This is a genomic window from Chitinophaga niastensis (genome assembly GCF_003014755.1).
Lineage (GTDB): Bacteria > Bacteroidota > Bacteroidia > Chitinophagales > Chitinophagaceae > Chitinophaga > Chitinophaga niastensis.
The window spans coordinates 1013928-1037285 of the sequence record NZ_PYAW01000002.1; the positions used below are offsets into that span (position 1 = coordinate 1013928).

Below are 23358 nucleotides of genomic sequence, written 5' to 3' on the forward strand. Positions count from 1 at the left end.
AAAAAGCAAGGCCAGATGATATTTTTTTTACTATTTGGAAACATATACGCTGAAGGTATCTTTTATATTGTTGAACTCATCTGCAACAGTGTATTTGGTGACGCCAGTACCGGGCGTTACCGTAATGCTGCGGGTATTAGCATTGCCATTGTTCCATTTGTATTTTCCAACAAATGAGGCCGTTAATACTGCCTGCTGGCCTTTTTTTATTTTGATATCCGTATGTTTATTTACGTTCTTCATCATGGTAAACTGATCGCGAACAGTACCATCTGCACAAATCCATTTCAGATCGAGGCGGTTGTCCTGTATTTCCAGCATGCTCGCCCCTCCGTGGTCTGCGTCAGAGAAATACATGGCATTATGCGGATAGGTGGTTTGTTTGCCGCCCAGCTTTCCTGCTGAACCGCTCACCACGTATACCGTTCCATTATTGTGCACACTATCCTTTACATAAGGAGCGGAATTATCTGCACCATCGTACCGGCCGGAAGATGCGCTGATATTGTGTTTGGCGGCATCAAAAGAAGCGGCGGGGCCATAATGTCCTTTCATCATTCTTGATCTTTCGTAATCGTGACTGTGCCCGTTCAGTACCAGGTCTACACCATATCGTTCCAGTATCTGAATAAAATTTTCACGGATCTTAATCAGTTCTTCTTCCTGATCAGAATTATGAGAACCCATGGTATATGGCGGATGATGCCAGTAAGCAATTACCCACCCTTTATTTTTATTTTCTGCCAGATCCTTTTTAATCCAGGTTACCTGTGGCCCGGTGGTGTCATACAGGCGGTAAGCGCTATCTTCTTTACCATAAGAATCCAGGGAGAGAAAATGTACATTGCCAAGATCAAAGGAATAGAACGCCTGCGTTTTGGAAGGTACGCCACCAGATTCGCCTTGGGCGGGCATGGAAAAATTTTGATAATAGGCTGTTTGATGTGTTTCCTGCGCATGTTGGGCAGATAGATCTGTATCATGATAATCATGGTTGCCCGGTGCGGGGAACAGTGGATTTCTCTTCAACAGATCATCTTTATAAATATTGAAAAATTTACTCTGGAATTCAGCATCTGTACCATCGGAGTAAGCATTGTCTCCCAGTAAGATCCAGGCATTCATATAATTATCTCCCAGGTATTTGATCACCTGCTCTTTTACCTGTCGCTGATTAATGGAGTTATCACCGCAATCACCTAATGCACCTATGCGATAAACACCAGTCTGGCCAGCCTCCGGTAAGGTGATGAAATAATTTTCATTGTCGCCTTGCAGCACATCCTGAAAGCCACCAATAGAATAATAATATTTTGTAGCAGGCTGCAGGTTGGTTAAACTCACCTTATGCTCTGTAACCAGGTTGGCATCATCCGCCTGTTGCGTTAACTGACCAGGCGCTGTACCATACTTAACGCGACTTCTGGAAGATACATCTGTGCGCCAGCGGATTAATATACTATGGCTGCTGGCCACCTGTAAATAGGGTCCCCGGATAAGATTTACCGAGGCGACACTTTTTGCTTTTTTCTCTCCGGTTTTAACGGCTGCTTCCTGCGCTTGTATGGTTGTTAATCCAGTGACGAGAAAAGAGAAAATAATTAAGATTGATTTCATATAGTGATAACTATTTTTTAGTTGTTTCTGAATAGCCGGTAGCTTTCAAAGGGAAGGTGTTTGGCAGCATTTCATGGTAGCGCACTATAATTAAACTTAAATGATCCACAAATAATGTTTTTTAGTATTAACTGTGTGTTATCAAATGGAAATTACTGGTTGGAGGGTTAATGTTGAGGGGTATTGAAAGAGGGGGAATAATTATTAGATTTGTTGGGAGGGATTTTTAACCGCACCAAGTGGAATTGAAATTTAAGTATCTTAAGAGCATAATAGATCTGTTTTTTCTTTTAATCGCACCAGTGGAATTGAAATATTATTAAAGGTTTTCAGCTTTGGCCACCGTTAGTCTTTTAATCGCACCAAGTGGAATTGAAATAGTTGGTTCGGGAGGGCAATGAGGAGGAGATGAAACTTTTAATCGCACCAAGAGGAATTGAAATTATAGCCCCGGATGCCCTTGATGATGACCAGTTAGCCTTTTTGATCGCATCAAGTGAAATCTCTAACTTAATGATTCGGTCGGGCAATTATCTATAAAAAATGCTTGCGATAGTATAATAATTTGTATATTATTGTGACCAGGATTCCACGTGTTTTGCCTTTGAGCAGGAAATTATGCCCGCCAGCGCATACTGGAACCTTTGCGTAAACAAGGAACTTAGTCCAGTTAAAAATAGATTATGAAAAGAAAATTCTTACTAACCTTGCTTTTAGCAGGGGGATTTTGTGCAGTAAATGCGCAGGAAAAGGCGAAGCCTGAAGATACAGAAGTATATACTCCTGTGCCTCCGGTAGTAACAGCAAGCAAACAATGTGGCGGTGCGCCATCAGATGCAATCATATTATTTAATGGCACCAACCTGGATCAGTGGGTAATGGCTGACGACAGGAATACCGAAGCCAAATGGAAAGTAGAGAAAGGACTACTCACTGTAAATAAGCAGGTGGGTAATATAGAAACGAAGAAGTCGTTCAATAATTACCAGCTGCATATCGAATGGCGTGTACCGGCAAATATCACCGGCAGCGGACAGGCGCGTGGTAACAGCGGTGTATTCCTGGCCTCCCTCGGCAAAGGCGATGCCGGCTATGAATTACAGGTATTGGATGCTTATAACAACAAGACCTACACCAATGGTATGGCCGGTAGTATTTACAAACAGTTTGTTCCACTGGCTAATCCCGCTGTTAAACCAGGTGAATGGCAAACCTATGATGTGATCTGGAATGCGCCCGTTTTTGGTGCAGACAGCGCATTGGTTAAACCAGCTCATGTAACGGTGATCTTTAACGGTGTAGTGGTACAGAACAACGTAGAGCTGAAAGGACCAACACAATACATCGGAGCACCGGCCTATCGTCAGGCACATGGTGCAAGTCCTATTAAACTGCAGGCACACGGTGATAAAAGTGAGCCGATCAGTTTCAGGAATATTTGGGTAAGAGAATTATAGGAGCGTATATATTGTATGATATTGAAGAGGAGTTACCAGTGATGGTAACTCCTTTTTTGTTAGCTGTTGGCCTTACCTTCAAATAATCTGATAGCATGTTTGCTGATGGTGGTTGGAAACCGGGCTTTTAATTTTTCCGGCACAGGATCCCGGTATGTACTTGACCGGCCTTCAATATGCAGCCATCCCGAAGGATCGAGCGTTACAAAGGCAAAAAGCGCATCTTTATAGAAATGTGCTCCGGAGTCGGTGTACACGTAGCTGGCGCTGTTCAGCAGGAAATAATGTACGCCGTTTCTTTCTCCATACCGGTCGTCGTGGTCAAGTGGAATTGAAATATAAAAGTGGGAACATTAAACACCCCCATCAATGCGCTTTTAATCGCACCAAGTGGAATTGAAATACCTCTTTGTAGATAGCCATCGCTTCATTCGTTTCTCTTTTAATCGCACCAAGTGGAATTGAAATGAGATACTAGCATCTAATAACTGTTGCCCGGTACTATCTTTTAATCGCACCAAGTGGAATTGAAATACGGATCTGGATGAAGCAATTCGAATACTTACTTTCTTTTAATCGCACCAAGTGGAATTGAAATACGGATCTGGATGAAGCAATTCGAATACTTACTTTCTTTTAATCGCACCAAGTGGAATTGAAATGAAAATAATTTACCATTGGCAAAAGCCAGTGTGTCCTTTTAATCGCACCAAGTGAATTGAAAAGATTCATAACAGAGTGCATTTACAGACGGCGGGGATGTAGTATATTTTAAATGCATTAAGAGGGAGAATAGGTAATGCACAAGCCGCAAGCATTGCATCCAGGGCAGAAAATTCAGCAATGTTAGCCACATATAAGTTGTATGCGAACAATCCAACGATTGGAGATATTACCTTGAGCCAATACTTTATAGCCCAAATGAATGAATATATGAGCACCTGGGGAGGTCGTGCAACAATTACACCTCCAATGAATCTTGGTGTTCCAATTAATTCGGCAGTATATGGCTGCCCAAATGGATTACCTTAGTGTATTAATTATTCTCAAATGAATATTATAAAAATATGTTTCCAATGTACATTTAAATATCTTCGTAAAGCGAGCTGCATTTGCATGATACTTTTAACGATATGCACCATATAAATCTATGGCACAAATTAAGATTACTAATTCCGGGATAAACGATATTAGGCTTGGAATGAATATTCAAGATGCCTCAAATATTATTCCGTTTAGCTCCTTCAAGGATAAAGGTTTATTTGTTACACGGCCAAATGATAGCTCATTTTATGTCTTACAAACATCAGATTCATTGATGCAATCGATCAGCATTCCATATATTTTCATTTCCACGAATGAAAATAAAATCATTAACAATATAATTCTCTTTGTAAATGATACAGACAATAAATTGGAGCAAGCAATAGTCAATCAATTTGGTCATGTCGGCATTAGAAATTACGATTCACCGGAAGAACCAAGGAACTTAGATTTACTTATATGGGCTATGAACGAAGAAAATACAATTGTCTTAGTACGAACTCCGAACGTAGATCCGGTTTTAAATTTTAGGGTCACAGAAGTGCATATTTACAAGACAAAATCCGTAGAATATTTTGGAAATTATTCTATAGAGACAAGAATGCCTTATCATGATTTTATGATAAAATAAAATGTAAGTTGCAAATTATCATATGTATAGAAAAATGCCTTCCCTATAAAGAAAAGACATCAAAAGTCCGAAATAGCTTATTTCAAAAAACGTTCATTATGGATATAGAAAAAATCGAAATTATTACGCACCCATTTTAATATGGATGACACCCACATTGAGCGCCTGCAGCCTGTTTTAAGTGCAGAAATTGATCAGGAAGAGTTGCAGCAAAAAATATCTGTAATCCACGCTTTAGTACGTGCCTCGGATGGAACAATCAGCAACATTCCTGAATATGTTGTTAAATCTATCCTCCACCATTTTTCATTACCTGAAATGTAGTGTTTATTACAATATTTCAAAAAACACTGGTTTTTTGAAACTATTTTTACCATCTGTGTAAGGTGAAGCCTGATCTAGTTTTTATTATTGTCAGGTCAAATATCGACTTTTACAACTAATGTTACTAACTTTTAATCGCACCAAGAGGAATTGAAAATCGGTTCCGGGAAATGGCCCGTAAGTCATATCAAACTTATAATCGCACCAAGAGGAATTGAAATGGTATAATACACGCGATATACACGATATACTTAAAACCTTATAATCGCACCAAGAGGAATTGAAATAACAATTCATTTGGGCGGGCCTGGCCTGCCAATGTCCTTATAATCGCACCAAGAGGAATTGAAATGGTTACCATGGTGGTGAGTATTACAGGCGGAACACCTTATAATCGCACCAAGAGGAATTGAAATAATTACAATGGGTCGTTTCATGGTAACCTGAAACGACTTATAATCGCACCAAGAGGAATTGAAATGAATAAATACAGAACTAATGCAACTTCCCGCAACACGAGCGCTCTGGCCTTAAAAAAAATTAGCTACCCTTTATAAAAAAGAATAGCCAATTAAACTGAAACTAAAACACTAAAAAATTAACAATCATACGTCCTGTGTGTTGTAGTGGTAAAGATCGTATGATCTTTGTTGATACCTTTCCCCTCGTTGGAGATGTTCAATTTGGCAACTTTAATTGAACCCAGTTTCATTTTTTTCTCGTTTTTCTTTTTCATACTAATATGTGTTTAGAGGATGTAGAAAATACGGAGAGATAATTTTAGCGGTTATTTTTTGCGGGTACCGGCTCTTTCGCCTGTTTTTTAAGGATGGCTGTCATAGAGTCATAGTACCTGCTGAGGAAATGATATATAACCAGCTCATGTTTGCGCTGGTTGGATAATAGTATTCTGTTAAGGAACATATGAATATAGCTGGAGAGCAGATCATCGCGGTTGATGATGCCTTTTTCAGCAAGTACTGTTTTTATTTGCTGAGATCTGATAGTGAAAAGTGCAATGGCTTCTTCTATGCCATTTTCCTCATCCTGGGAAGGATCAAGTATCCCACTCACTTTTCGCATCTCTTCCCGGTATTTGTCGTTTAGTTGGAGGAGTAAAGGTTTGCCGCCACCAAACTCGTCAAAGAAACCTTTTTGCAGCATTTTTAGTAATGCTGTTTTTTCGGTCAGAGAGTACCCAAAATCATTGAGCAGCATGTCTACGCCCCTGATAGCCAGCAGCCAGCGGTAATTTTCTCCTTCTTCTTCATCCAGCAGGTTGACGATATTAATTACAGCGGCACTGTCATAATAAAAAATGGTTTCACTGAATGCCATCGTGTTTGCGCCATAACGTTCTATTTCTCTTTCGTAGGTATCTGTTTGTATCCTGTATACCATGTCTTTGTCGGCAAAGTGTTGCATGGCATTGTACAATTTATCCAGTACTTCTTTCCAGAATTCTTTATTGGTATCATTGTGAAACCTGATCCGCAAATGATGTTCCGGGTCTGTATAGCGTAAGAAAAACCATTTATCAATGACGCCTGCTGCTATTAATTCACTTGTTAACGGACACAATACTTCTTTTAATATATTTTCTGCACTGCGGGTACCGCAATAAAGTTTTACGTATAGCCATTCGCTACCGGGAATGAATTGCCTGGCAGGCATTTCATGAGAAGACGTTATAACAGTACCAATGGATGGTTTATTGGTTTCCGGCGGAACATTTTTCAGCGGAATGATGAACTCGTTGGTATGTTTTCCGGCCGGACCAGTTATCCAGCAGTTTTCTTCCGTACTTAAAAATTCCTGTAGGGTAACCTGGTCTTTCTTGAGCAGGGTGGCGGCCAGCAGGTGAAGGGCCGCTTCGTTTTCCAGGTCAATCAATAGCTCATTATCTCCTTCCATAATCACTACATAACGGGGCAATTGCAGTTGGTGGCGTATCTCATCAAATATTTCCCTGTAAGGTTTGGTTTGTTCTTTGGAAAGTGCGGGATAATCTTTTTTGCGCAGTATCCAGGTGCATTTACTCAGGATAATTTTACCATAACGTACCTGCGGCAGGAAGACTTCTTCCGTGGGGAGCTGCCATTGCCAGCCGATGCCGGCATGGTAATCCTGGTATTGCAGGTCGCACAGGAATTTATATACCGGTAAGCCATTACGAAAGTTGTGTGCGGTACTGAGTCGGGGAATAATTATTTTATTCAGCCTTTTAGAACGCAATACGATTTTGTTGTTTTGTACACGTATCATCAGATCTGCCAGTGGGATCTGGTAGGCGTCGGGGGTATGACTGTTGGCTAAATATACAATTTCATAGTCCCGCAGCCGGGGACGCATGAGTATGTTGCCGGTGCGGGCCTCCGGCAAATGAATGATTTCCGCATAGATCTTATCGGGATCATTTGCTTCTTCTGCTTTAAGACAGGCCAGCACTTTATCTGTCAACGCCTCATCACCATGACAAAACCTGCCCAGCAGGTTGGCCGCTGAAGGGCCGCTGCAGCCAGTCATATCAAAAAGGTAATCACCAGCATCTATGGCCGTTGCGCTGCTGCCCAGGAGGCTGCCCATCAGGTACGTGCTGTATGGCAATGTAGGGACGTCTTTATCTTTCAGGTCTTCGAGTTGCTGATCTGTTATAACGATTTCCTTGTGCTGCTGCCGTAAACATTGCTGTAGTTGTGCTGCCTGAAATGCCTGTATTTTGTTCCGGGTAATTGTATCTGCTTTGGCTTCAGGTGTGGGGTAAATACCATCTACCAACGGAGTATGGTCTGTATTGCTGTTACTATGATCGGCATAACCTATACCTGATTCTGTATCCAGTGCCAGGCTAAGCGGTATTTCCCGTTCTTCATAACGCTGACGGAAAGCATTGCAGAAATTTTGCAGGTCGCTGTTGTTATTAGCCCTGGCAAGTTTCCATAGCTGTGCTGTTTGCGAAGTGATGTCGTTAATGATGGTGCTACTGAGCGTATTCTGTGTAGTAGACAGAAAGAGATCTGTTTGCACAAGATCTTTATTACTGGTATCCGTAACAATAGAGGTAACCAGTGAATGTGTGGTGGTATATTTTTCTATTCCTGCCTGCTGGTCACGTAGCAGTTCCTGTATACGATGCAGCGGAGCCTGGTATGCCGCAGTGTGTTGCAGGGTATCCAGCCTTTGAACAAGGTGGGAAAAAAATTCTTCTCCTGTAACGGTAGGTTCCAGTTCACTTACCAGCAGCTGGTTTTGCAACAGTTCATCTGTAAATGCGGCGGCCTCTTCTGCACTTATATTATCTTCTTCATTTACAATACTATTACGTATAGCCGGGAGCGTAGCTCCTTTTTCCGCTGTGCGCAGCATCTTATCGAGATAGTTGCTGCTGTTAACGGAGGTGAGGTAATAATTACGGATCTTATTTTTAATGGTGTATGCAGCATAACGATACCGGCTGCCTATTTTATACAAAGAGTTGTTAGGGAAATAAAGCAGTTGTTCTTTTATTTCAGGGATGGCAGTGATAGCAGCAGCTAATTCTGCTACATAGTTCATGTCCAGCCGGCAGTGTTTTTTATGCTGTTGGCGGCCAGCCAGTGTAATAGCAGAGTGGTTGCCCGGTGCGCCGGTGGCGCAGCCTGCAAAAAGCCCGTAAGGAGTACACCGGCTGCTCATACGCAGCAGATAGCGAAATAGCGCTGCCGCCAGTTTATTGATTTCTTTTTCATTTTTAAGTGAGCCCTGTTGCCATTTTTCCAGTTCCTGGTATAATTCAGGGGAGGCAATATAAATAGCTTCCTGCAGGTAAGCATCCTGAAAAATTTCTTTTATGGCAGCTGCAAGGGTAGTGTTGGAAACATTCTTTAACTGATCCGGAAGGCTAATTGATAAAAGTGGCGTTCTTACGATATAAAAATTTTCGGATTGGGTCATAGCTCAAGCGCAACATTAGTGGATGAAGGTAATTGTTTATACTGTTGAAGGATATCACGGAAAACCGGTAAATTCTGTGTTTTAACATACACATTTAAAAATCACGCTTTTCCGTGATCTATATTTTCTGACTTTCTACCTACATTTATAATGGAACCCGTTATTTATGTAAACCTATAATTTTTAATATCCTCAAAGAACCTGGCCTCGCTTTCTTTTATTATTCAACAAATAAATTTGTATCATGAGAAAAACACCTGAAAAAAAACTTGTACTTAGCAAAGTTAAAGTAGCAAAATTAAGTATCAGCAGCCTTGAAAAAGGAGATGGAAAAGCCCCAACCTACACTGGTTGCAGTCTTTTTATGAAGTGTACACCACCGATTTCAAAAGATCCATGTTTTTAAAAAATGATCAGGCATGAAAAAGCCATCTGAAAAAAAATTGTATCTCGGAAAAATTAAAGTGTCCGCTCTCAGCAAAACCCAAAGTGATGCCGTACAACTGACGACAACATGGAATTGTTCGCTGAAAATTATTTGTCACGGACCATCCAGGGATATTATTTGTATCGATTGAGTACCCGTAATTTTTAAAATATAAGTGTTATGAAAAAGCTATCCGAAAAAAAATTAAGTCTTGGCAAAATAAAAGTAGCCGGCCTTTCTAAATCAACAAAAAATGAACTGGCAGGATCTTTCGCCTGTGATTCATTCCGTATTTGCACGAATAATATGAGCCAGGGTGCCCCTATTTGCAGTGTGGATTCCTGTCGTTTCTAATTAATATTAAAAAACTTTTTACCCAATGGCAAAGCACGTACTTTTGAATAGTATGTGTTTTGCCATTACCTGTTTTTATAACGGCTTTTAATATATGGATCATAAAAAAGAAACAGCATCGCTGTTACAGCAGATCAGCGATGAACTGGACCAGTTTACAACAAACGATACCAACACAGGACTATTAGGTGGATATGCAGGCTGTGCCTTGTTTTACGCCTATTATTACCAGATCACCTCCCGGGATGAACACCTGGTTAAAGTACATGAAATTATACAAAAATGCCTGCAGGCATTATCTGAAGAACCCATGAATGGTTCTCACTGCAGTGGGATCGCAGGCGTGGCCTGGTGTATACAGCATCTCATTACAATGGGGTTCATTGAAGAAGATGATATGTCGGATGCCTTCGTGGATATCGATGTCATTGTCAGTGATTTTATGGAGGCAGAATTAAGCGTAGGCAGAAACGATTTCCTGCACCAGGGATTAGGCACCGCACTTTATTTCCTCGAAAGATTGCCGAACCCTACTGCGCAAACACATTTGGAAAAGATAGTATCGCATCTTAAAAATACAGCTATCACTGTACCCACGGGTATTACCTGGAAAGATCAGTTTTCAAGCAACAGCCTGGAACAAAAAGACCGCAACTTATTTAACATGGGGCTGGCCCATGGAGTGCCAGCCATTATAGCTGTACTGGCAAGGATCTATGAAAAGGGTATTGCGGTGGATACCATTGCCCCGCTTATTGAAGGCAGTGTAAAATGGTTGCTGGCTGCAAAAAAACCGGGTGGTGAAAAAGGACATTCTCTTTACCCTGTCATGGTAGATGATGCCAATGAAATTGTGAATGAGGCACATAGCCGGCTGGGCTGGTGTTACGGCGATCTTGGCATCGCTACAACGTTATGGGGTGCCGGTGAGCGCCTGCAGCGGAATGATTATAAAGAAGAAGCGCATAATATATTCAAAAATATTGCACAGTTCAGGGATGTAAAAAACGGGGCAGTACATGATGCCTGTATCTGCCACGGTAGCGCGGGTATTGCTCATATCCTGCAACAGGCTGCTATAGCTACCGGTGATCCTTTATTGAAAGAAGGCGCCACCGACTGGCTGCAAACAACCCTGCAAATGAATACCTGGACCGACGGCCCGGCAGGATTCAAGTTTTATCATCATCCTAACTATACCAACAGCTACAATGTACTGGAAGGAATTGCCGGTATTGGGTTATCCCTGATCAGCTTTCTTGATACAGACACTAAACCTGCCTGGGGAAACTGCTTACTCATATCTTAAACCTTTCATGAAGCGTTTGCCCTGAGATTTTTTTATTATATTACAGATACTAGTAAATGGACATTTTAATTGTGTTCACCCGTGATTGTTATGCCAAGACATACCAACATGCCAACGTTACAGCAAACCTGAAAAACCATGATCCGATTATATTTTGTTGATGATCATCCATTAATTTTGGAGGGGTTGCGCGCCTTACTCAGCCTGGAAAAAGATATCCAGCTGGCAGGGGAAACGCGTACCGGCGTATCATGCCTTAATTTTTTAGTAAACCATACAGCAGATGTTATTCTTTTAGACACCCTGTTACCGGATATCAGCGGTGCTGAACTATGCGCTATCATAAAAAAATTATACCCCGGAGTAGTAGTGCTGGGACTGAGTTATCATAAAGACTACAGCAACATCGCAGGGATGCTGGAAAGCGGTGCCAGCGGCTGCCTTATGAAAAACGCCGACAAAGAAGAACTGCTGAAGGCCATTCACGAAGTGTATGCCGGTCATACTTACCTCTCCGCTGAACTGGAACACGCACTGAAAGCAGAAGGCAGGGTCTCCAAAACACAACAACTACATATTACCAAAAGAGAAAAGGAAGTGTTGTGGCTCATCGCAAACGGACATACTAACCATGAAATCGCTGAGAAACTGTTTATCAGCGCAGATACGGTAGACAGCCACCGCAGGAACCTGCTGGGCAAGTTCCATGCCCGTAATACAGCCATGCTCATCAAATGTGCTATCGACTACAAACTACTGGCCCCCATGCAAACCTGATATTTTTTTTACCAGGCATTAGTTATACCTCCCGGTTTATTCGTCTTACTTATAGCGGATTACTTTTTTGCTGCGCATAAATTATGGTAAACGGGGATGTCAATGCATGGAAATTCCTGGTAGCACAATACCTGGACAATAAGATTTCGGAAGCCGATCTTAAGGAAATGTTGCGCAAAGCGGGACACGAAGAAGATATGGAAGTCCTGAGTGCTGTGCTGAAAGCACACTGGGAAGAGGCAAAAAACGTGGAAGATAAGAGTGGTATAGACTGGGACGAGAAATTCGCCACCATGATGGTGACTGCTCCCGGTACCCCGGTAAAGAAAAATATACGCAGGATACCGGGTATAGCTGTTGCAGCTTGTATTACCCTACTTATAGCCATCAGTGGTTATTGGCCGTTATTTAAAAAAACACCGGCACCACCGGTGACAGCTTCCGTAACTAAACAATTCGATATCGCTCCCGGCACAGTGGGAGGAGTGCTGATATTAGCCAACGGCAAACAAATTAAACTGGATAGCGCCGGTAACGGATTGCTGGCGGTGCAGGGCCAAACAAAAATCACTAACCGCCAGGGGCGTATTACTTACAATACCGCCGACAAAAACAATGAACAGTTATTATATAATACAATAACAACCCCAAGAAGCAAACAGTTTCAGCTGGTATTAGCTGATGGAAGCAGCGTTTGGTTAAATGCTGCTTCTTCTGTTCGCTTTCCCACGGCTTTTACCGGAGATGTAAGACGGGTAGAAATAACCGGGGAAGCCTATTTCGAAGTAGCTAAAGCCACCCGTAACGGAAAGAAAATTCCTTTTGTTGTACACGCCAATGGTATGGATGTGCAGGTACTGGGCACACACTTTAATGTGAGCGCCTATCCTGATGAGCATACTATCAAAACTACGCTACTGGAGGGAAGTGTGCTGGTATCCAAAGGCAATGCAAAACAACTTCTGAAACCAGGAGAACAAGCGCAATTAGACCAGGAAGGAAACTTGTCATTATATAAAGATATTGATACAGAAGGCGTAATGGCCTGGAGAAACGGTTATTTCTCCTTTGATCAGGCCGACTTACCCGGCGTTATGCGGCAAATAGCCCGCTGGTATGATGTAGATATTGTTTATGAAGGAAACATTGCCAACCGCCGCTTTGGTGGAGAGATTTCACGTAATACCAATGTTTCACAGGTATTAAAAATACTGGAAGAAAGTAAAATACATTTTAGAATTGAAGATAAAAAGATTGTCGTATTGCCTTAAATAGAAGAGCAGCTACTAAACGCTGCTTATAGATATAGACAACCAAAACGGAACAGACAACCAAAATACCGGGATTTCAAAATAAAAACCGCCCTGAGGTGAGAGTCAGGACGGTGGCTGGTTTTGATTCCCCAAATGTGACAATCATTTTGACAAACTGCATTATTGTTCAACCAAAACCTTTACAAAAGTATGCAAACTTCTCTTTGTATACGCCGGTATTTTGACCGTCGTACACTAACCAAAACACTGCTCTTTATGAAGTGCACAGCCATTATGCTATTGGCCGCCTGTCTGCAGGTGAGTGCTCATGCCTACTCTCAGAAGGTTACCCTTTCTGAGAAAAATGCTTCTCTCGGGAAGATTTTCCGCGGCATAAAAAAACAAACAGGTTACGCTTTCTTTTTTGATGAATTATCGATGAAGGAAGCAACCAGAGTGACAATAGAAGTAAAGGATGAAACGCTGGAGAAAGCACTGGATATGTGTTTTAAGGACCAGCCGTTTACCTATGCTATTGTAGGAAGTACAGTAGTAGTAAAAGAAAAAGATAAGATCTATAAAGAAAATCTTACCAACAGCATTTCCGTACGAAAGGAAATAACAGGGGTCATTACCGATAGAACGGATAATAAACCACTGGCTGGGGTGTCTATAAAAATTAAAGGCACTAATAAAGGAACCACCACCAATGTGAATGGTGAGTTTACCATCAACGCTAATCCCGGCGATGTGCTGGAAATTAGTTTTATCGGTTTCCAAAAACAGGAAATTAAGATAGGTGAAAGCAATAAGCTGTCGATAGCCCTGGAAGCCAGTACCAGCGGATTGGGAGAAGTTGTGGTAACGGCATTGGGTATTGCCAAACAGGACAAAAATTTAGGTTATGCCCTCACCACCGTTAAAGGAGAAGAACTGACACGTACCAACACCGTGAATCCGATTACGGCGTTGCAGGGTAAAGTGGCAGGTGTTAATGTGAGTGTAATGACAGCAGCCGGTGTACAAACTTCACCATTTATTCAAATCAGGGGCGCTAAGGTACTGGGTACTCCCGGCAATAACGTGAACCAGCCAATTTTTGTGGTAGATGGTAACGTGTTAAGTAATAATGTATCGGATGCAGATAATGCTGATGCCGGCTCACAACTAAAAAACTTAAATCCCGATGATTATGAGTCCATTACCGTATTAAAAGGGGCAGCCGCCACTTCTATTTATGGTTCAAGAGGTATAAATGGTGCCATTGTAATCACTACCAAGAGAGCAAAGGCCGGACAAGGTTTCCAGGTAGAAGTTAATTCTACTTACCAGACCCAAAGGATATACAAAGCGCCGATGGATTACCAGAATGTATATGGTCAGGGAGATTATTTTGAAAGAGAAGGTAATTTCAGACCAGATGGCACACAAACTAAAACAGACGCCAGCTGGGGCCCGGTAATGGATGGCAGCATGCACCCTGCTGCATATAATCCTAAGAGAATGTTGCCATATTCTCCACAGCCCAATAACTGGAAAACTTTTTATCAAAACGCCAATTACGTAAATAATAACGTTGCTATCAGCAGTGCTACAGAGAAATTTAATTATCGCTTGTCATATTCAAATAACTATACCAATGGATTATTGCCAAACAATGCGATGAAGAGAAATTCACTTGATTTAAAAGTGGGCGCCAAATTGAACAATGTATTTTCTACTGATTTTGGTATCAGCTATGCTAATACGGTTGCCAAAAATTTCTTCTCCCAGGGAAGGTACTACTATAGCGGCGGACAAAACCTCGCATTTAACAGCTATTATTTACCAAGAAATATAGATTTTGCGGATTGGCATAATACTTATCGTGCAGCAGATAACACACCGGATTTTGCTGATACATATGCCAACCTGGGAGCAGCTGTAAATGCTTTCTCCAGATTTGATAAAAATAATTATTACAGACACGAAAATTCATTCCTGGGATATCTGCAACTTAAAGCCCAGGTAAATCCATGGTTAGATTTTTCTGCCAGAGGTAATATCAATTTCTACAAAATACGGACAGAAGAAAAAGATTATGGCAATGGTACTAACAATGTTGGTGGCTACTATGCTTCCGGCGGTACCTATTCCGGAGATTACACCTTGTTATTTATGGCGCATGCCACTAAAGAAGTGATGAACAAGGATTTGAATATCGACTTAAGATTATACAATGAAGACTATGGCGATATGATGGGAGAAAATTATGGCGCCAGTATTAACGGGCAGCTGAGTGTTCCTAATCGCTTCTTCCTTGGCAACTCTTCCATGAATATTCAAAACCAGTATTATTATGGATATAATAGTATCCCCGGTCCTAAATATCCTTCTCAATTAACCATTGGGGTGGGAGGAATATTAAACCTGAACTATAAACAATTCTTAAACTTAGAAATAACAGGACGTAATGACTGGAGATCTACTTTAACTTATCCTGTAGCTGCAGTAGGAGCAAAAAATAACTACTCTATATTTTATCCTTCTGTCAACCTTTCGTATTCCTTCTATGACCAATTCCAGAAATGTATGCCAGGTTGGTTATCTTCCGGCAGACTGAGAGCTTCCTGGGCAAATGTAGGAAACTCTGGTATTGCAGGCCCTTATCAAACAGGTGTTGGTTATTCTCCGGCTACCATTTTTAATCAGAATGGTGCTTCCGTTGGTACAGCCACCCAATACAATGCTAATATCAAACCTAACCTCGATCTGAAAGCACAGATATCACGCACAATAGAATTGGGTACCAACTTCAGCCTGTTTAAAGACCTGATCAATGTAGATTTTGCCTGGTATAAAACAAATACCTTCCACCAGTTAATCAGCCTGGATGGTGTACCGGAAACAGGATACAGCCAGGTGTTCTTTAACGCTGGTAATATTCAGAATAAAGGATTGGAACTGCTCGTAAATGTATCGCCTATCCGTGGAAAAGACTGGGGACTGGATTTCGCTATTAACATGGCACATAACAAGAGCAAAATAATTGAATTTGGAAATGGCATTAAAGACTGGAACCTGAGTGGTAATTATGAAGGGGTAAGCGTACATGCCTATGAAGGCGGAGATTTTGGTGTGTTGACAACAAACATAGGTGATGCTGCTGCCAGTACCAAAAACGATCCTAAAACAGGGTGGCCGTTAATAACATTCGGAAACCGTTTTACAAATGCTGCCGGACAATATGACCTGGCTAATTACAACCTCACCCTGCTGCCTGCCGGTTCTGAGAACCCCCGCAAAGGCAAGGTGGAACCAGATCTGACAGGTGGTATCAGCGCTACTTTAAGATATAAAAACTTTAGTTTATTTACACAGGTAGATGGACGTTTTGGCGGATATGTATATTCAGAGTCCTATGCATACGCAATGGGTCAGGGAACACCATTGCAAACCCTGCAATTCCGCGATCAGGCACATGGAGGCGTAGCACGTACGGACCCTAACTGGGACGGTGGAAAACCAATTTATGATGGTGTTATTCCAAAAGCAGTATTTGATGAAGGACAAATGAGTCCTTTGCAGCCAACGGTTAGTATTGCCGGTATGACTTTCCAGGAAGCATATGATAAAAAATTAGTAGAGCCTTTTAAAGCCTCTTTATACTACAATACTTTTTACGGATGGGAAACAAATCTTAACAACAACGAATCTATCAGCAAAAATTCCTGGGTGATGTTACGTGAAATTACGCTGGGATACAGATTACCGGTTGCTATCATTAATAGAATCCATTTAAAAGGAGCAAGATTAACTTTAACGGCCCGTAATATTGGTTACATGTACAGAACATTAACAGGAGGTCAGAACCCGGAATCTATACAAAGTAATGATCCATTCAGGCCCTTCATTACAGGTGGAGTACCGTTCTCCCGTAATTATGCTGCTTCCATTCACATTACTCTGTAAAATGTTAAAGATGAAAAAGACTACTAATTATATACTAGGATTACTTGCACTGGCTACTTTAAGTCAGTCGTGCAAAAAAACACTGATCGACATTAACACCAATCCAAATTTGCTGCCTGATGTAAATCCGGAGTACCTGTTTACCGGCGCTACTGCTGATATTAACTTTGGTGATCGTGATCACGTATCCAAAAGATATGGAACTACTTTGTCTTATTTGCAATATGTTGTTCCTGATGCGGTAACCACCAGTAGCTTATCCGCTAAATATTGTGACCCGACAAAAGCAACAGGCGCCGATCCGGCATTGCCTTTTTATACCGATTATTTTAATTCCACCGGCAGAGATATGCACCGCATTATTGATAAAATTGACGGACTGCCGGATGCACAAAAAACTACTTACCAGGGACTCAAAGCAATTTGTGTTATTGTGGATGTTTATCACGCATGGCGGGTGGCAGACATTTTTGGTGCATTGCCCTACAGTCAGGCGTTTAATGATGCCAAGTATCCGCTCCCTGCATATGATTTTGATTATGATCTGTATAAAGTTTTTGATCAGAAATTAAAAGATGCAGCCACTTTGTTAAAGAATAACACAAATGGTCAGATCGCATTAGGCAACCAGGATTTGTTTTATGGAGGTGATTATGGTGAGTGGTATGGATTAGCGAATACATTGCGCATCAAAATTGCACAGCGTTACGAAAAACGCGATCCTGCCCAGTTACCGGCTGTATTAACTGATATCGCAACAAACTTCGACAGTAAGCTGATTGCACCGTCAGTAACAGATCCTACAAACGATGGCTCCTTCGCTATTAATCATACCCGCGACTGGATGAATAATGTGGATGATATTAATGTGATCCTCTTTAATTACAACGCTTGTTATTCATTTGTAGAGTTTTTGAAATCTACACATGACCCTCGTATTAACTTTATGTTGCGTCAGAATGATTTTGGAGATAACTCCAATCAATACCTGACAACGAAGGTAAACGGTAATGCAGCCACTCAGGCTGCTTTAGCGCTACCGGAAAACAAGGTGCGTTACTGGGGTAAACATGCATCTCCCGCTTCAGCAGGAGATGCCACCTACGGCAGTACCGGTTTGGATAGAAATAAAACATTTACCCTTAACGATGGTACAAATCAAACCTTAGGTTTTTTATCTGCCATACAATCCCGCCTGTTTGTTAAGAACGGTGGTTTTGGAGGATTTGATCAAAGGTCTAAGCAGAACCTGATGCATACAGATGAAGCTTTTTCTGATGGAGCTACCATTAAAATGAAATCATATTTTGTAACCTATGCGGAAACTTGTTTTATGATGGCGGAGATAGCCGCAAAAGGTGGAAACGGATTGGGGCAAACAGCTTCGCAATGGTATTATAAAGGTGTGCAGGCATCCTTCAATCAATACCAGGCTTTTGCGGTGGCTACAAAAGTTCCTAAAGCAGATACCGTAAGCATTGGCGCTTTTGCTACGCCGGCAGGTATTCCTTATTTAGGTTTACAGAGTATCTATTCACAGGCATGGGTGCATTACCTCATGCAACCGGATGAAGCATGGGCTACCTGGAAACGTACCGGTTATCCTCAGTTTACAGATGTGAGAGCTGGTAACAATGGCCATATCGGCGACGGATCTTCTATTGCATACCTGGAAAATCTCTGGGATGGTAGCAGGAATCTGCTCGTTCCGCGCAGAAATAATTTTAGCGTAAGTTCAACGCTGAATCTGACCAATTATACTGCAGCTGTTCAGGCTATGATGGCAAAAGATGCGAATTATGGTGCTGGTGCACAGGATACTAAAGGAAGGATTTGGTGGGATAAGTTTTAATAATTAGTAATTACGAATTGCGAATTACGTATCGAAGCGATCTTCGCTCATAAACGTAATTCGCAATTCGTAATTCGTAATTATTTAGATGGGATCTGTTTTACTATCCGGAAACCTTGATTGCTGAAAGAGGCACGTTTATTAACACGACCAATATCATAAGAATTAAAAAAATGACAGGAAGCTTTGCTGCACCACCAGGAGCCGCCGCGGGCATGGGCAAGCGTACTGCTTTCTGTTGCTTTAATCTTACCGGAACAGAATTCAAATACATTCCCATACATATCATACAGCCCCCAGGGATTAGGCGAAAAACTGCCTACAGGCGCCGTAAACACATAACCGTCTGAACTATCGGCCTGTAAATGATTGCGTTGCTGCCAGATATTGGCGTACCTGCCTATTTCATCGTCTTTTTCTCCGAAAAAATAATCAGTGGCAGCACCGGCGCGACAGGTAATCTCCCATTCTTCCAGCGTAGGGAGCCTTACATCCGCCCATTGACAATAAGCCAGTATATCCTGGTAACTGATACAGGTAACAGGATGATTCATTTTATTTTCAATGCCACCCCGACTTACGCCATTAGGAAATCGCCAACAGGCGGTTGAATCGTTTGCCCATTCAAATTCCTGCAGCCCCGGTCTGAAAACGAGGGCATCATGTTTTTTTTCGGCATCTGTGATATAGGCAGTAGCTGATATAAAACGTGCAAATTGCTGGTTGGTTGTTTCATATACAGCGATATAAAAACTATCTACATATACTTCGCGCAGCGGGTTGAGCAGATGATGTTGTTTCCCCACCCAATAGCGACCTTTGGGTACTAAAACAACATCCGGCTTATCCTGCGCCTGCATGATGTGCAGGCATGTCAACAGTAAGATGAGGGTGCAGCTAATTTTTTTTCGGAAGTCCATTGTAAAAACTGGTTGCCCTGTTGATGATCAGCTCTTCATTAGGGGTATTGAAATTTAAGAATGCCTGGTAACTTGTTTCCTGGTTGGCAAATAATTTTTTGTAAGAGGGGGAAACGAGGAAAGGGGCATATTCGTTGTTTTTCATCAGCAGCATCAGCACTGTAAGTATATCGTGGTCTTTATGATCCGTATTATAAGTGCTGATCAGTAAGGGAATCATTTCTGTTGCGTTTATATCAGTAATAACTTTTTTAAAGTTAACCCCGATCCTGTTAGTTCTCCCGATAGAAGCGCTGATGTATGCAACCACTGAATCGTGGTTGGCGCTGAAAAACTTTACCTGCCGTTCACTCCAGCTATATTCACCAAATGCATCAGGTAATTGTGCGAAGATCTTTTTATCCTCATCCGGTATAGGTGGCATAGCATCACAGTTCTGGCTATAGGACTCAGGATGAATTACATGATAAGTGAATTTTTCGCGGAGAGAAAGAGACAGATAGATTTTTTGATTAAGCACGGCATTTTCATTGTCATCAGATTTGATTTGCTCAATCAGGGTATTGATCTTTTGGAGGTTATAGGGAGGCCTGGTGATCTTCTCTCTGTATGTATGATAAGCCTGGCTTTCTTTACCGGGTTCTTTCCATTCATCTGATTCCTGCGCGGAACAAGTACAGTAAGTGGCCAGTAAAGCAAGGAAAACAACGGTTTTTTTCATATAATAATTTACAATAAGTGGGTTGGACAATTAAAAATTTTTGCTAAGGTAAGCCAAGGACCTGTGAATTTCCGGATGTATAACGATTTAATTAATAGGTTCAGAATAAGCATTAATCGTTTTACTGAGAATTTTACTGAAAATAATTATTTTACAGGTGTAGATAACTGTTTTACTGTATTTAATACCCATAACAATATACAGGTATAAAATTCATAAAAGAAATGGTGTTCAGTTTCTATCCGTGGCCGGATAAAAAGCTGAACACCATTTCTTTTATACTAACCAGTTATTTTTCTACTACCAATATTTTTCTCCTTTCTTCATTTTCTCCAGCGTCACCTCATAAGTTTTCTTTTCTTCATCACCGGCCTGTTTCATTGCTTTTTCTTCCCATGCGAGGGCATCTGTTTTTTTACCGGCTTTATAAAGCAGGTTGGCGTAAGTGTCAAGGAAAGCAGGTATTTCTGCGTCTTTGAAAGAGCGTTTACTCCATTCCAGTGCTTGTTCTATACACTGCATGTCATTACATTTTTCGAAGATGGTCCAGGCGTATTCATTCAGTTGTTGTGGAGCGGCCTTATGCCCGTATTTTTTCATATAGGCCACGATGTTAGCAACTACATTATCTGCATCTTTCACGTAAGAGTAATATTGTACTTTGGTTTTCAGCAGTAATTCTTCCGCCAGTGCAGGATATTTGGCCTTAATGGATTTTTCTATGCCTGCCCAGTCAGGAGTACTTTGATCATTCTTCATCAGCTGTGGAAAAACCTCTTCCTGTGCTACAATCTCCATCACTATATTTTCGGCCTTACCATCGCCGAGCACTTTATCTACTTTATCGGCATGATGGAGGAACATATCAAAACCTACATCCTTACTGCTTTTGGTGAATTTGCCGATAAATTGCAGGTTCTCTTCCGTGTAGAGATCTTTCTGCTGATCGAGATATAATTTGGAAAATGCAGCTGCATTTTTCTCGTCATATTTAGATAAGGCCAGCAGTGCTAATTCCCGGAGGAACGGTGCATCTTTTTTTCCTTTGTTATATTCTTCCAGTTGGGTGTAGTATTGTTTTGCAGGTACAAGTGCATCTGCGCATCTTGCAATAAATTGTTCCGCTTCACCACCACCTACCTGCCGGTCTACAATGTGGCCATCTGGTCCAAAGATAAGGAAGGTAGGATAAGCGCGTACGCTGTAGTCCTTTTCGATTGCTTTGGCATCGGCATACCATTTTTTCACTTCTTCATTATCCTTGTCAGTCTGGTCCATCTGCACTTTTACGCTGATGTATTTATCGTTCATAAAGTTGCCTACGTTTTCCAGCGGAAAAATGTTGGCCGACATATATTTGCACGGACCACACCAGGTAGTGAAACAATCTATAAAAATATATTTGTTTTCAGCTTTTGCTTTGGCCTGTATGTCGGTCCAGCTGAGTCCATGTTCAAAATGGATACCCTTATCCTGCGCTATAGCCAGCATAGGAAGGAGTAACATGCATAGCAATACTTTTTTCATAATGGTTTAAAATTGGTTTTGATGAGTGTAGGGTAGATGTTGTTATTATTTGCTAATGTAAGTTTAGTTAGAGAAGAAGGGCATCATAAAAGAGAAGTTTTTGAACTAGAGAAGTTTATTGGCTTATATCTTTTATGATTTCCCAGGATAACGTTATACAACATCGCAAGGGAAAGGCAGCTGGAAGGGGATATAATAACAATTCAGCCATTAATTCCGGCGTAAAATATTTTATATTTATGGGATGAAACACATTTCCATCCTCGTCCCACTAGGACATAGCAGCTTAGTCAATATTGAGGGTAGTTATCAGATACTCTCAGAGGTAAATGCTTTTCTGGCTGAAAAGGGGAGAGCGCCAATGTTTAATGTGCAGCTGGTAGGGCTTGCTAGCGAAACCAGTCAACGAAACAGACTATTCACAATAAACCCGGACGCACTGATCGGAGCGGTGAAAAAAACAGATCTGATCATTATTCCTTCTTTGCATGGTGACCAGTCAGCAGCCGCGGCGCTGAATAAGGAATTTATTCCATGGATAGTAACGCAGTACCAGCAAGGGGCGGCAGTAGCCAGCTTATGCATCGGTGCTTTTTTCCTGGCAGCAACAGGTTTACTGAAAGGCAGACCCTGTGCTACCCACTGGAAATTTGCCGAAACGTTCAGGACTATGTTTCCGGATGTACGCCTGATGGATGATAAGATCATTACTGAAGAGGATCGAATCTATACGAGTGGCGGCGCCTACTCTTATCTCAACCTGATCATTTATCTGATCGAAAAGTTTGCAGGCAGAGATATCGCTATTTCCGCGGCAAAAGCATATGCTATAGAAATAGACAGAGACAGCCAGTCGCCTTTTATTATTTTTCAGGGACAAAAAACACACAACGATGAGCCGATAAAAAAGGTACAGGAATTTATTGAAACAAGTTACCAGGATAAACTTACGATTGAGCAACTGTCTGATATGTCAGCCATCGGGAGACGAAGTTTTGAGCGGCGATTTAAAAAATCAACGGGTAACACCGTGATGGAATATATTCAACGGATAAAAATAGAAGCTGCAAAAAGGGATTTCGAAACGAGCCGTAAAAATGTGAACGAAGTAATTTATGATGTGGGTTATACCGACACCAAAGCATTCAGGGTAATTTTCAAAAAAGTTACCGGGCTTACCCCACTTGAATATCGGAATAAATACAATAAACAAGAGATGAGTGTATAAAAGACTTTATCTGAAAGCAGCCCGCGTAACCAA

General features: G+C 41.4%; 18 protein-coding genes and 2 CRISPR repeat arrays. Of the genes, 11 read left to right on the forward strand and 7 right to left on the reverse strand.

Annotated features, from left to right (window positions below; all coding sequences use genetic code 11):
- Positions 1-30: 30 nt before the first annotated feature.
- Positions 31-1617, reverse strand: coding sequence for a purple acid phosphatase family protein (locus CLV51_RS12715; protein WP_106528404.1), 1587 nt, complete (start codon positions 1615-1617; stop codon positions 31-33).
- 683 nt (positions 1618-2300) lie between these two features.
- On the opposite strand from CLV51_RS12715, the gene CLV51_RS12720 reads away from it, so the two are divergent.
- Entirely contained in the window at positions 2301-3074 is a 774-nt protein-coding gene (locus tag CLV51_RS12720; protein WP_106528405.1) for a 3-keto-disaccharide hydrolase, read from the forward strand.
- 59 nt (positions 3075-3133) lie between these two features.
- Here CLV51_RS12720 and CLV51_RS12725 read toward each other — a convergent pair whose 3' ends face one another.
- The gene (locus CLV51_RS12725) at positions 3134-3331 is read right to left on the reverse strand and encodes a hypothetical protein (RefSeq protein WP_106528406.1); all 198 of its coding nucleotides are present in this window, start codon (positions 3329-3331) and stop codon (positions 3134-3136) included.
- Positions 3332-3448: 117 nt separating this feature from the next.
- Positions 3449-3800: direct repeats of the CRISPR family, unit length 29 nt; unit sequence CTTTTAATCGCACCAAGTGGAATTGAAAT.
- A gap of 424 nt (positions 3801-4224) precedes the next feature.
- On the opposite strand from CLV51_RS12725, the gene CLV51_RS12730 reads away from it, so the two are divergent.
- Together CLV51_RS12730 and CLV51_RS12735 are read left to right on the forward strand one after the other, a co-directional pair.
- Positions 4225-4749: a hypothetical protein gene (locus tag CLV51_RS12730; protein WP_106528407.1), complete on the forward strand. Its 525-nt coding sequence runs from the start codon at positions 4225-4227 to the stop codon at positions 4747-4749.
- Positions 4750-4890: 141 nt separating this feature from the next.
- Entirely contained in the window at positions 4891-5073 is a 183-nt protein-coding gene (locus CLV51_RS12735) for a hypothetical protein (protein WP_106528408.1), read from the forward strand.
- Between the two features lie 128 nt (positions 5074-5201).
- Positions 5202-5554: a CRISPR direct-repeat array (repeat unit 29 nt; unit sequence CTTATAATCGCACCAAGAGGAATTGAAAT).
- A gap of 117 nt (positions 5555-5671) precedes the next feature.
- Here CLV51_RS12735 and CLV51_RS29120 read toward each other — a convergent pair.
- Both CLV51_RS29120 and CLV51_RS12740 read right to left on the reverse strand, forming a co-directional pair.
- Positions 5672-5809, reverse strand: a complete 138-nt coding sequence (locus CLV51_RS29120; RefSeq protein WP_158266991.1) for a hypothetical protein — start codon at positions 5807-5809, stop codon at positions 5672-5674.
- 44 nt (positions 5810-5853) lie between these two features.
- On the reverse strand, positions 5854-9006 hold the full coding sequence (locus CLV51_RS12740) for a lantibiotic dehydratase (RefSeq protein ID WP_106528409.1): 3153 nt from the start codon (positions 9004-9006) through the stop codon (positions 5854-5856).
- 244 nt (positions 9007-9250) lie between these two features.
- On the opposite strand from CLV51_RS12740, the gene CLV51_RS29125 reads away from it, so the two are divergent.
- The 7 genes from CLV51_RS29125 to CLV51_RS12765 all read left to right on the forward strand — a co-directional run bounded on the left by CLV51_RS29125 (position 9251) and on the right by CLV51_RS12765 (position 18929).
- On the forward strand, positions 9251-9412 hold the full coding sequence (locus CLV51_RS29125; protein ID WP_158266992.1) for a hypothetical protein: 162 nt from the start codon (positions 9251-9253) through the stop codon (positions 9410-9412).
- A gap of 201 nt (positions 9413-9613) precedes the next feature.
- Positions 9614-9787 (forward strand): hypothetical protein, encoded by a 174-nt coding sequence (locus CLV51_RS29130; RefSeq protein ID WP_158266993.1) that lies wholly within the window; start codon positions 9614-9616, stop codon positions 9785-9787.
- A gap of 94 nt (positions 9788-9881) precedes the next feature.
- Positions 9882-11096: a lanthionine synthetase C family protein gene (locus CLV51_RS12745; protein WP_106528410.1), complete on the forward strand. Its 1215-nt coding sequence runs from the start codon at positions 9882-9884 to the stop codon at positions 11094-11096.
- A gap of 138 nt (positions 11097-11234) precedes the next feature.
- Positions 11235-11873, forward strand: a complete 639-nt coding sequence (locus tag CLV51_RS12750; RefSeq protein WP_106528411.1) for a response regulator — start codon at positions 11235-11237, stop codon at positions 11871-11873.
- A gap of 83 nt (positions 11874-11956) precedes the next feature.
- Positions 11957-13144: a FecR family protein gene (locus CLV51_RS12755; protein ID WP_106528412.1), complete on the forward strand. Its 1188-nt coding sequence runs from the start codon at positions 11957-11959 to the stop codon at positions 13142-13144.
- Positions 13145-13336: 192 nt separating this feature from the next.
- Positions 13337-17077 carry a SusC/RagA family TonB-linked outer membrane protein gene (locus CLV51_RS12760; RefSeq protein WP_106528413.1) on the forward strand — a complete coding sequence of 1247 codons (3741 nt, stop codon included), beginning with the start codon at positions 13337-13339 and terminating at the stop codon, positions 17075-17077.
- Between the two features lie 10 nt (positions 17078-17087).
- Positions 17088-18929: a SusD/RagB family nutrient-binding outer membrane lipoprotein gene (locus tag CLV51_RS12765; protein ID WP_158266994.1), complete on the forward strand. Its 1842-nt coding sequence runs from the start codon at positions 17088-17090 to the stop codon at positions 18927-18929.
- A gap of 80 nt (positions 18930-19009) precedes the next feature.
- Here the strand turns inward: CLV51_RS12765 and CLV51_RS12770 are convergent, their stop codons facing one another.
- The 3 genes from CLV51_RS12770 to CLV51_RS12780 all read right to left on the reverse strand — a co-directional run bounded on the left by CLV51_RS12770 (position 19010) and on the right by CLV51_RS12780 (position 22097).
- Entirely contained in the window at positions 19010-19849 is an 840-nt protein-coding gene (locus tag CLV51_RS12770) for a formylglycine-generating enzyme family protein (RefSeq protein WP_245898701.1), read from the reverse strand.
- Positions 19827-20570: a hypothetical protein gene (locus tag CLV51_RS12775; RefSeq protein WP_146151276.1), complete on the reverse strand. Its 744-nt coding sequence runs from the start codon at positions 20568-20570 to the stop codon at positions 19827-19829. The genes CLV51_RS12770 and CLV51_RS12775 overlap by 23 nt, the downstream gene beginning before the upstream one ends.
- Before the next feature lie 300 nt (positions 20571-20870).
- On the reverse strand, positions 20871-22097 hold the full coding sequence (locus CLV51_RS12780) for a thioredoxin family protein (RefSeq protein WP_106528416.1): 1227 nt from the start codon (positions 22095-22097) through the stop codon (positions 20871-20873).
- Between the two features lie 244 nt (positions 22098-22341).
- Here CLV51_RS12780 and CLV51_RS12785 point away from each other — a divergent pair, with 244 nt between their 5' ends.
- Positions 22342-23325 carry a GlxA family transcriptional regulator gene (locus tag CLV51_RS12785; RefSeq protein WP_106528417.1) on the forward strand — a complete coding sequence of 328 codons (984 nt, stop codon included), beginning with the start codon at positions 22342-22344 and terminating at the stop codon, positions 23323-23325.
- Positions 23326-23358: the final 33 nt, after the last annotated feature.

Excerpts from the sequence above, each read along its gene's own strand:
- CLV51_RS12715 (WP_106528404.1), bottom strand. The coding sequence starts at position 1,617 with ATGAAATCAATCTTAATTATTTTCTCTTTTCTCGTCACTGGATTAACA.
- CLV51_RS12720 (WP_106528405.1), top strand. The coding sequence starts at position 2,301 with ATGAAAAGAAAATTCTTACTAACCTTGCTTTTAGCAGGGGGATTTTGT.
- CLV51_RS12730 (WP_106528407.1), top strand. The coding sequence starts at position 4,225 with ATGGCACAAATTAAGATTACTAATTCCGGGATAAACGATATTAGGCTT.
- CLV51_RS12735 (WP_106528408.1), top strand. The coding sequence starts at position 4,891 with ATGGATGACACCCACATTGAGCGCCTGCAGCCTGTTTTAAGTGCAGAA.
- CLV51_RS29120 (WP_158266991.1), bottom strand. The coding sequence starts at position 5,809 with ATGAAAAAGAAAAACGAGAAAAAAATGAAACTGGGTTCAATTAAAGTT.
- CLV51_RS12740 (WP_106528409.1), bottom strand. The coding sequence starts at position 9,006 with ATGACCCAATCCGAAAATTTTTATATCGTAAGAACGCCACTTTTATCA.
- CLV51_RS29125 (WP_158266992.1), top strand. The coding sequence starts at position 9,251 with ATGAGAAAAACACCTGAAAAAAAACTTGTACTTAGCAAAGTTAAAGTA.
- CLV51_RS29130 (WP_158266993.1), top strand. The coding sequence starts at position 9,614 with ATGAAAAAGCTATCCGAAAAAAAATTAAGTCTTGGCAAAATAAAAGTA.
- CLV51_RS12745 (WP_106528410.1), top strand. The coding sequence starts at position 9,882 with ATGGATCATAAAAAAGAAACAGCATCGCTGTTACAGCAGATCAGCGAT.
- CLV51_RS12750 (WP_106528411.1), top strand. The coding sequence starts at position 11,235 with ATGATCCGATTATATTTTGTTGATGATCATCCATTAATTTTGGAGGGG.
- CLV51_RS12755 (WP_106528412.1), top strand. The coding sequence starts at position 11,957 with ATGGTAAACGGGGATGTCAATGCATGGAAATTCCTGGTAGCACAATAC.
- CLV51_RS12760 (WP_106528413.1), top strand. The coding sequence starts at position 13,337 with ATGCAAACTTCTCTTTGTATACGCCGGTATTTTGACCGTCGTACACTA.
- CLV51_RS12765 (WP_158266994.1), top strand. The coding sequence starts at position 17,088 with ATGAAAAAGACTACTAATTATATACTAGGATTACTTGCACTGGCTACT.
- CLV51_RS12770 (WP_245898701.1), bottom strand. The coding sequence starts at position 19,849 with ATGGACTTCCGAAAAAAAATTAGCTGCACCCTCATCTTACTGTTGACA.
- CLV51_RS12775 (WP_146151276.1), bottom strand. The coding sequence starts at position 20,570 with ATGAAAAAAACCGTTGTTTTCCTTGCTTTACTGGCCACTTACTGTACT.
- CLV51_RS12780 (WP_106528416.1), bottom strand. The coding sequence starts at position 22,097 with ATGAAAAAAGTATTGCTATGCATGTTACTCCTTCCTATGCTGGCTATA.
- CLV51_RS12785 (WP_106528417.1), top strand. The coding sequence starts at position 22,342 with ATGAAACACATTTCCATCCTCGTCCCACTAGGACATAGCAGCTTAGTC.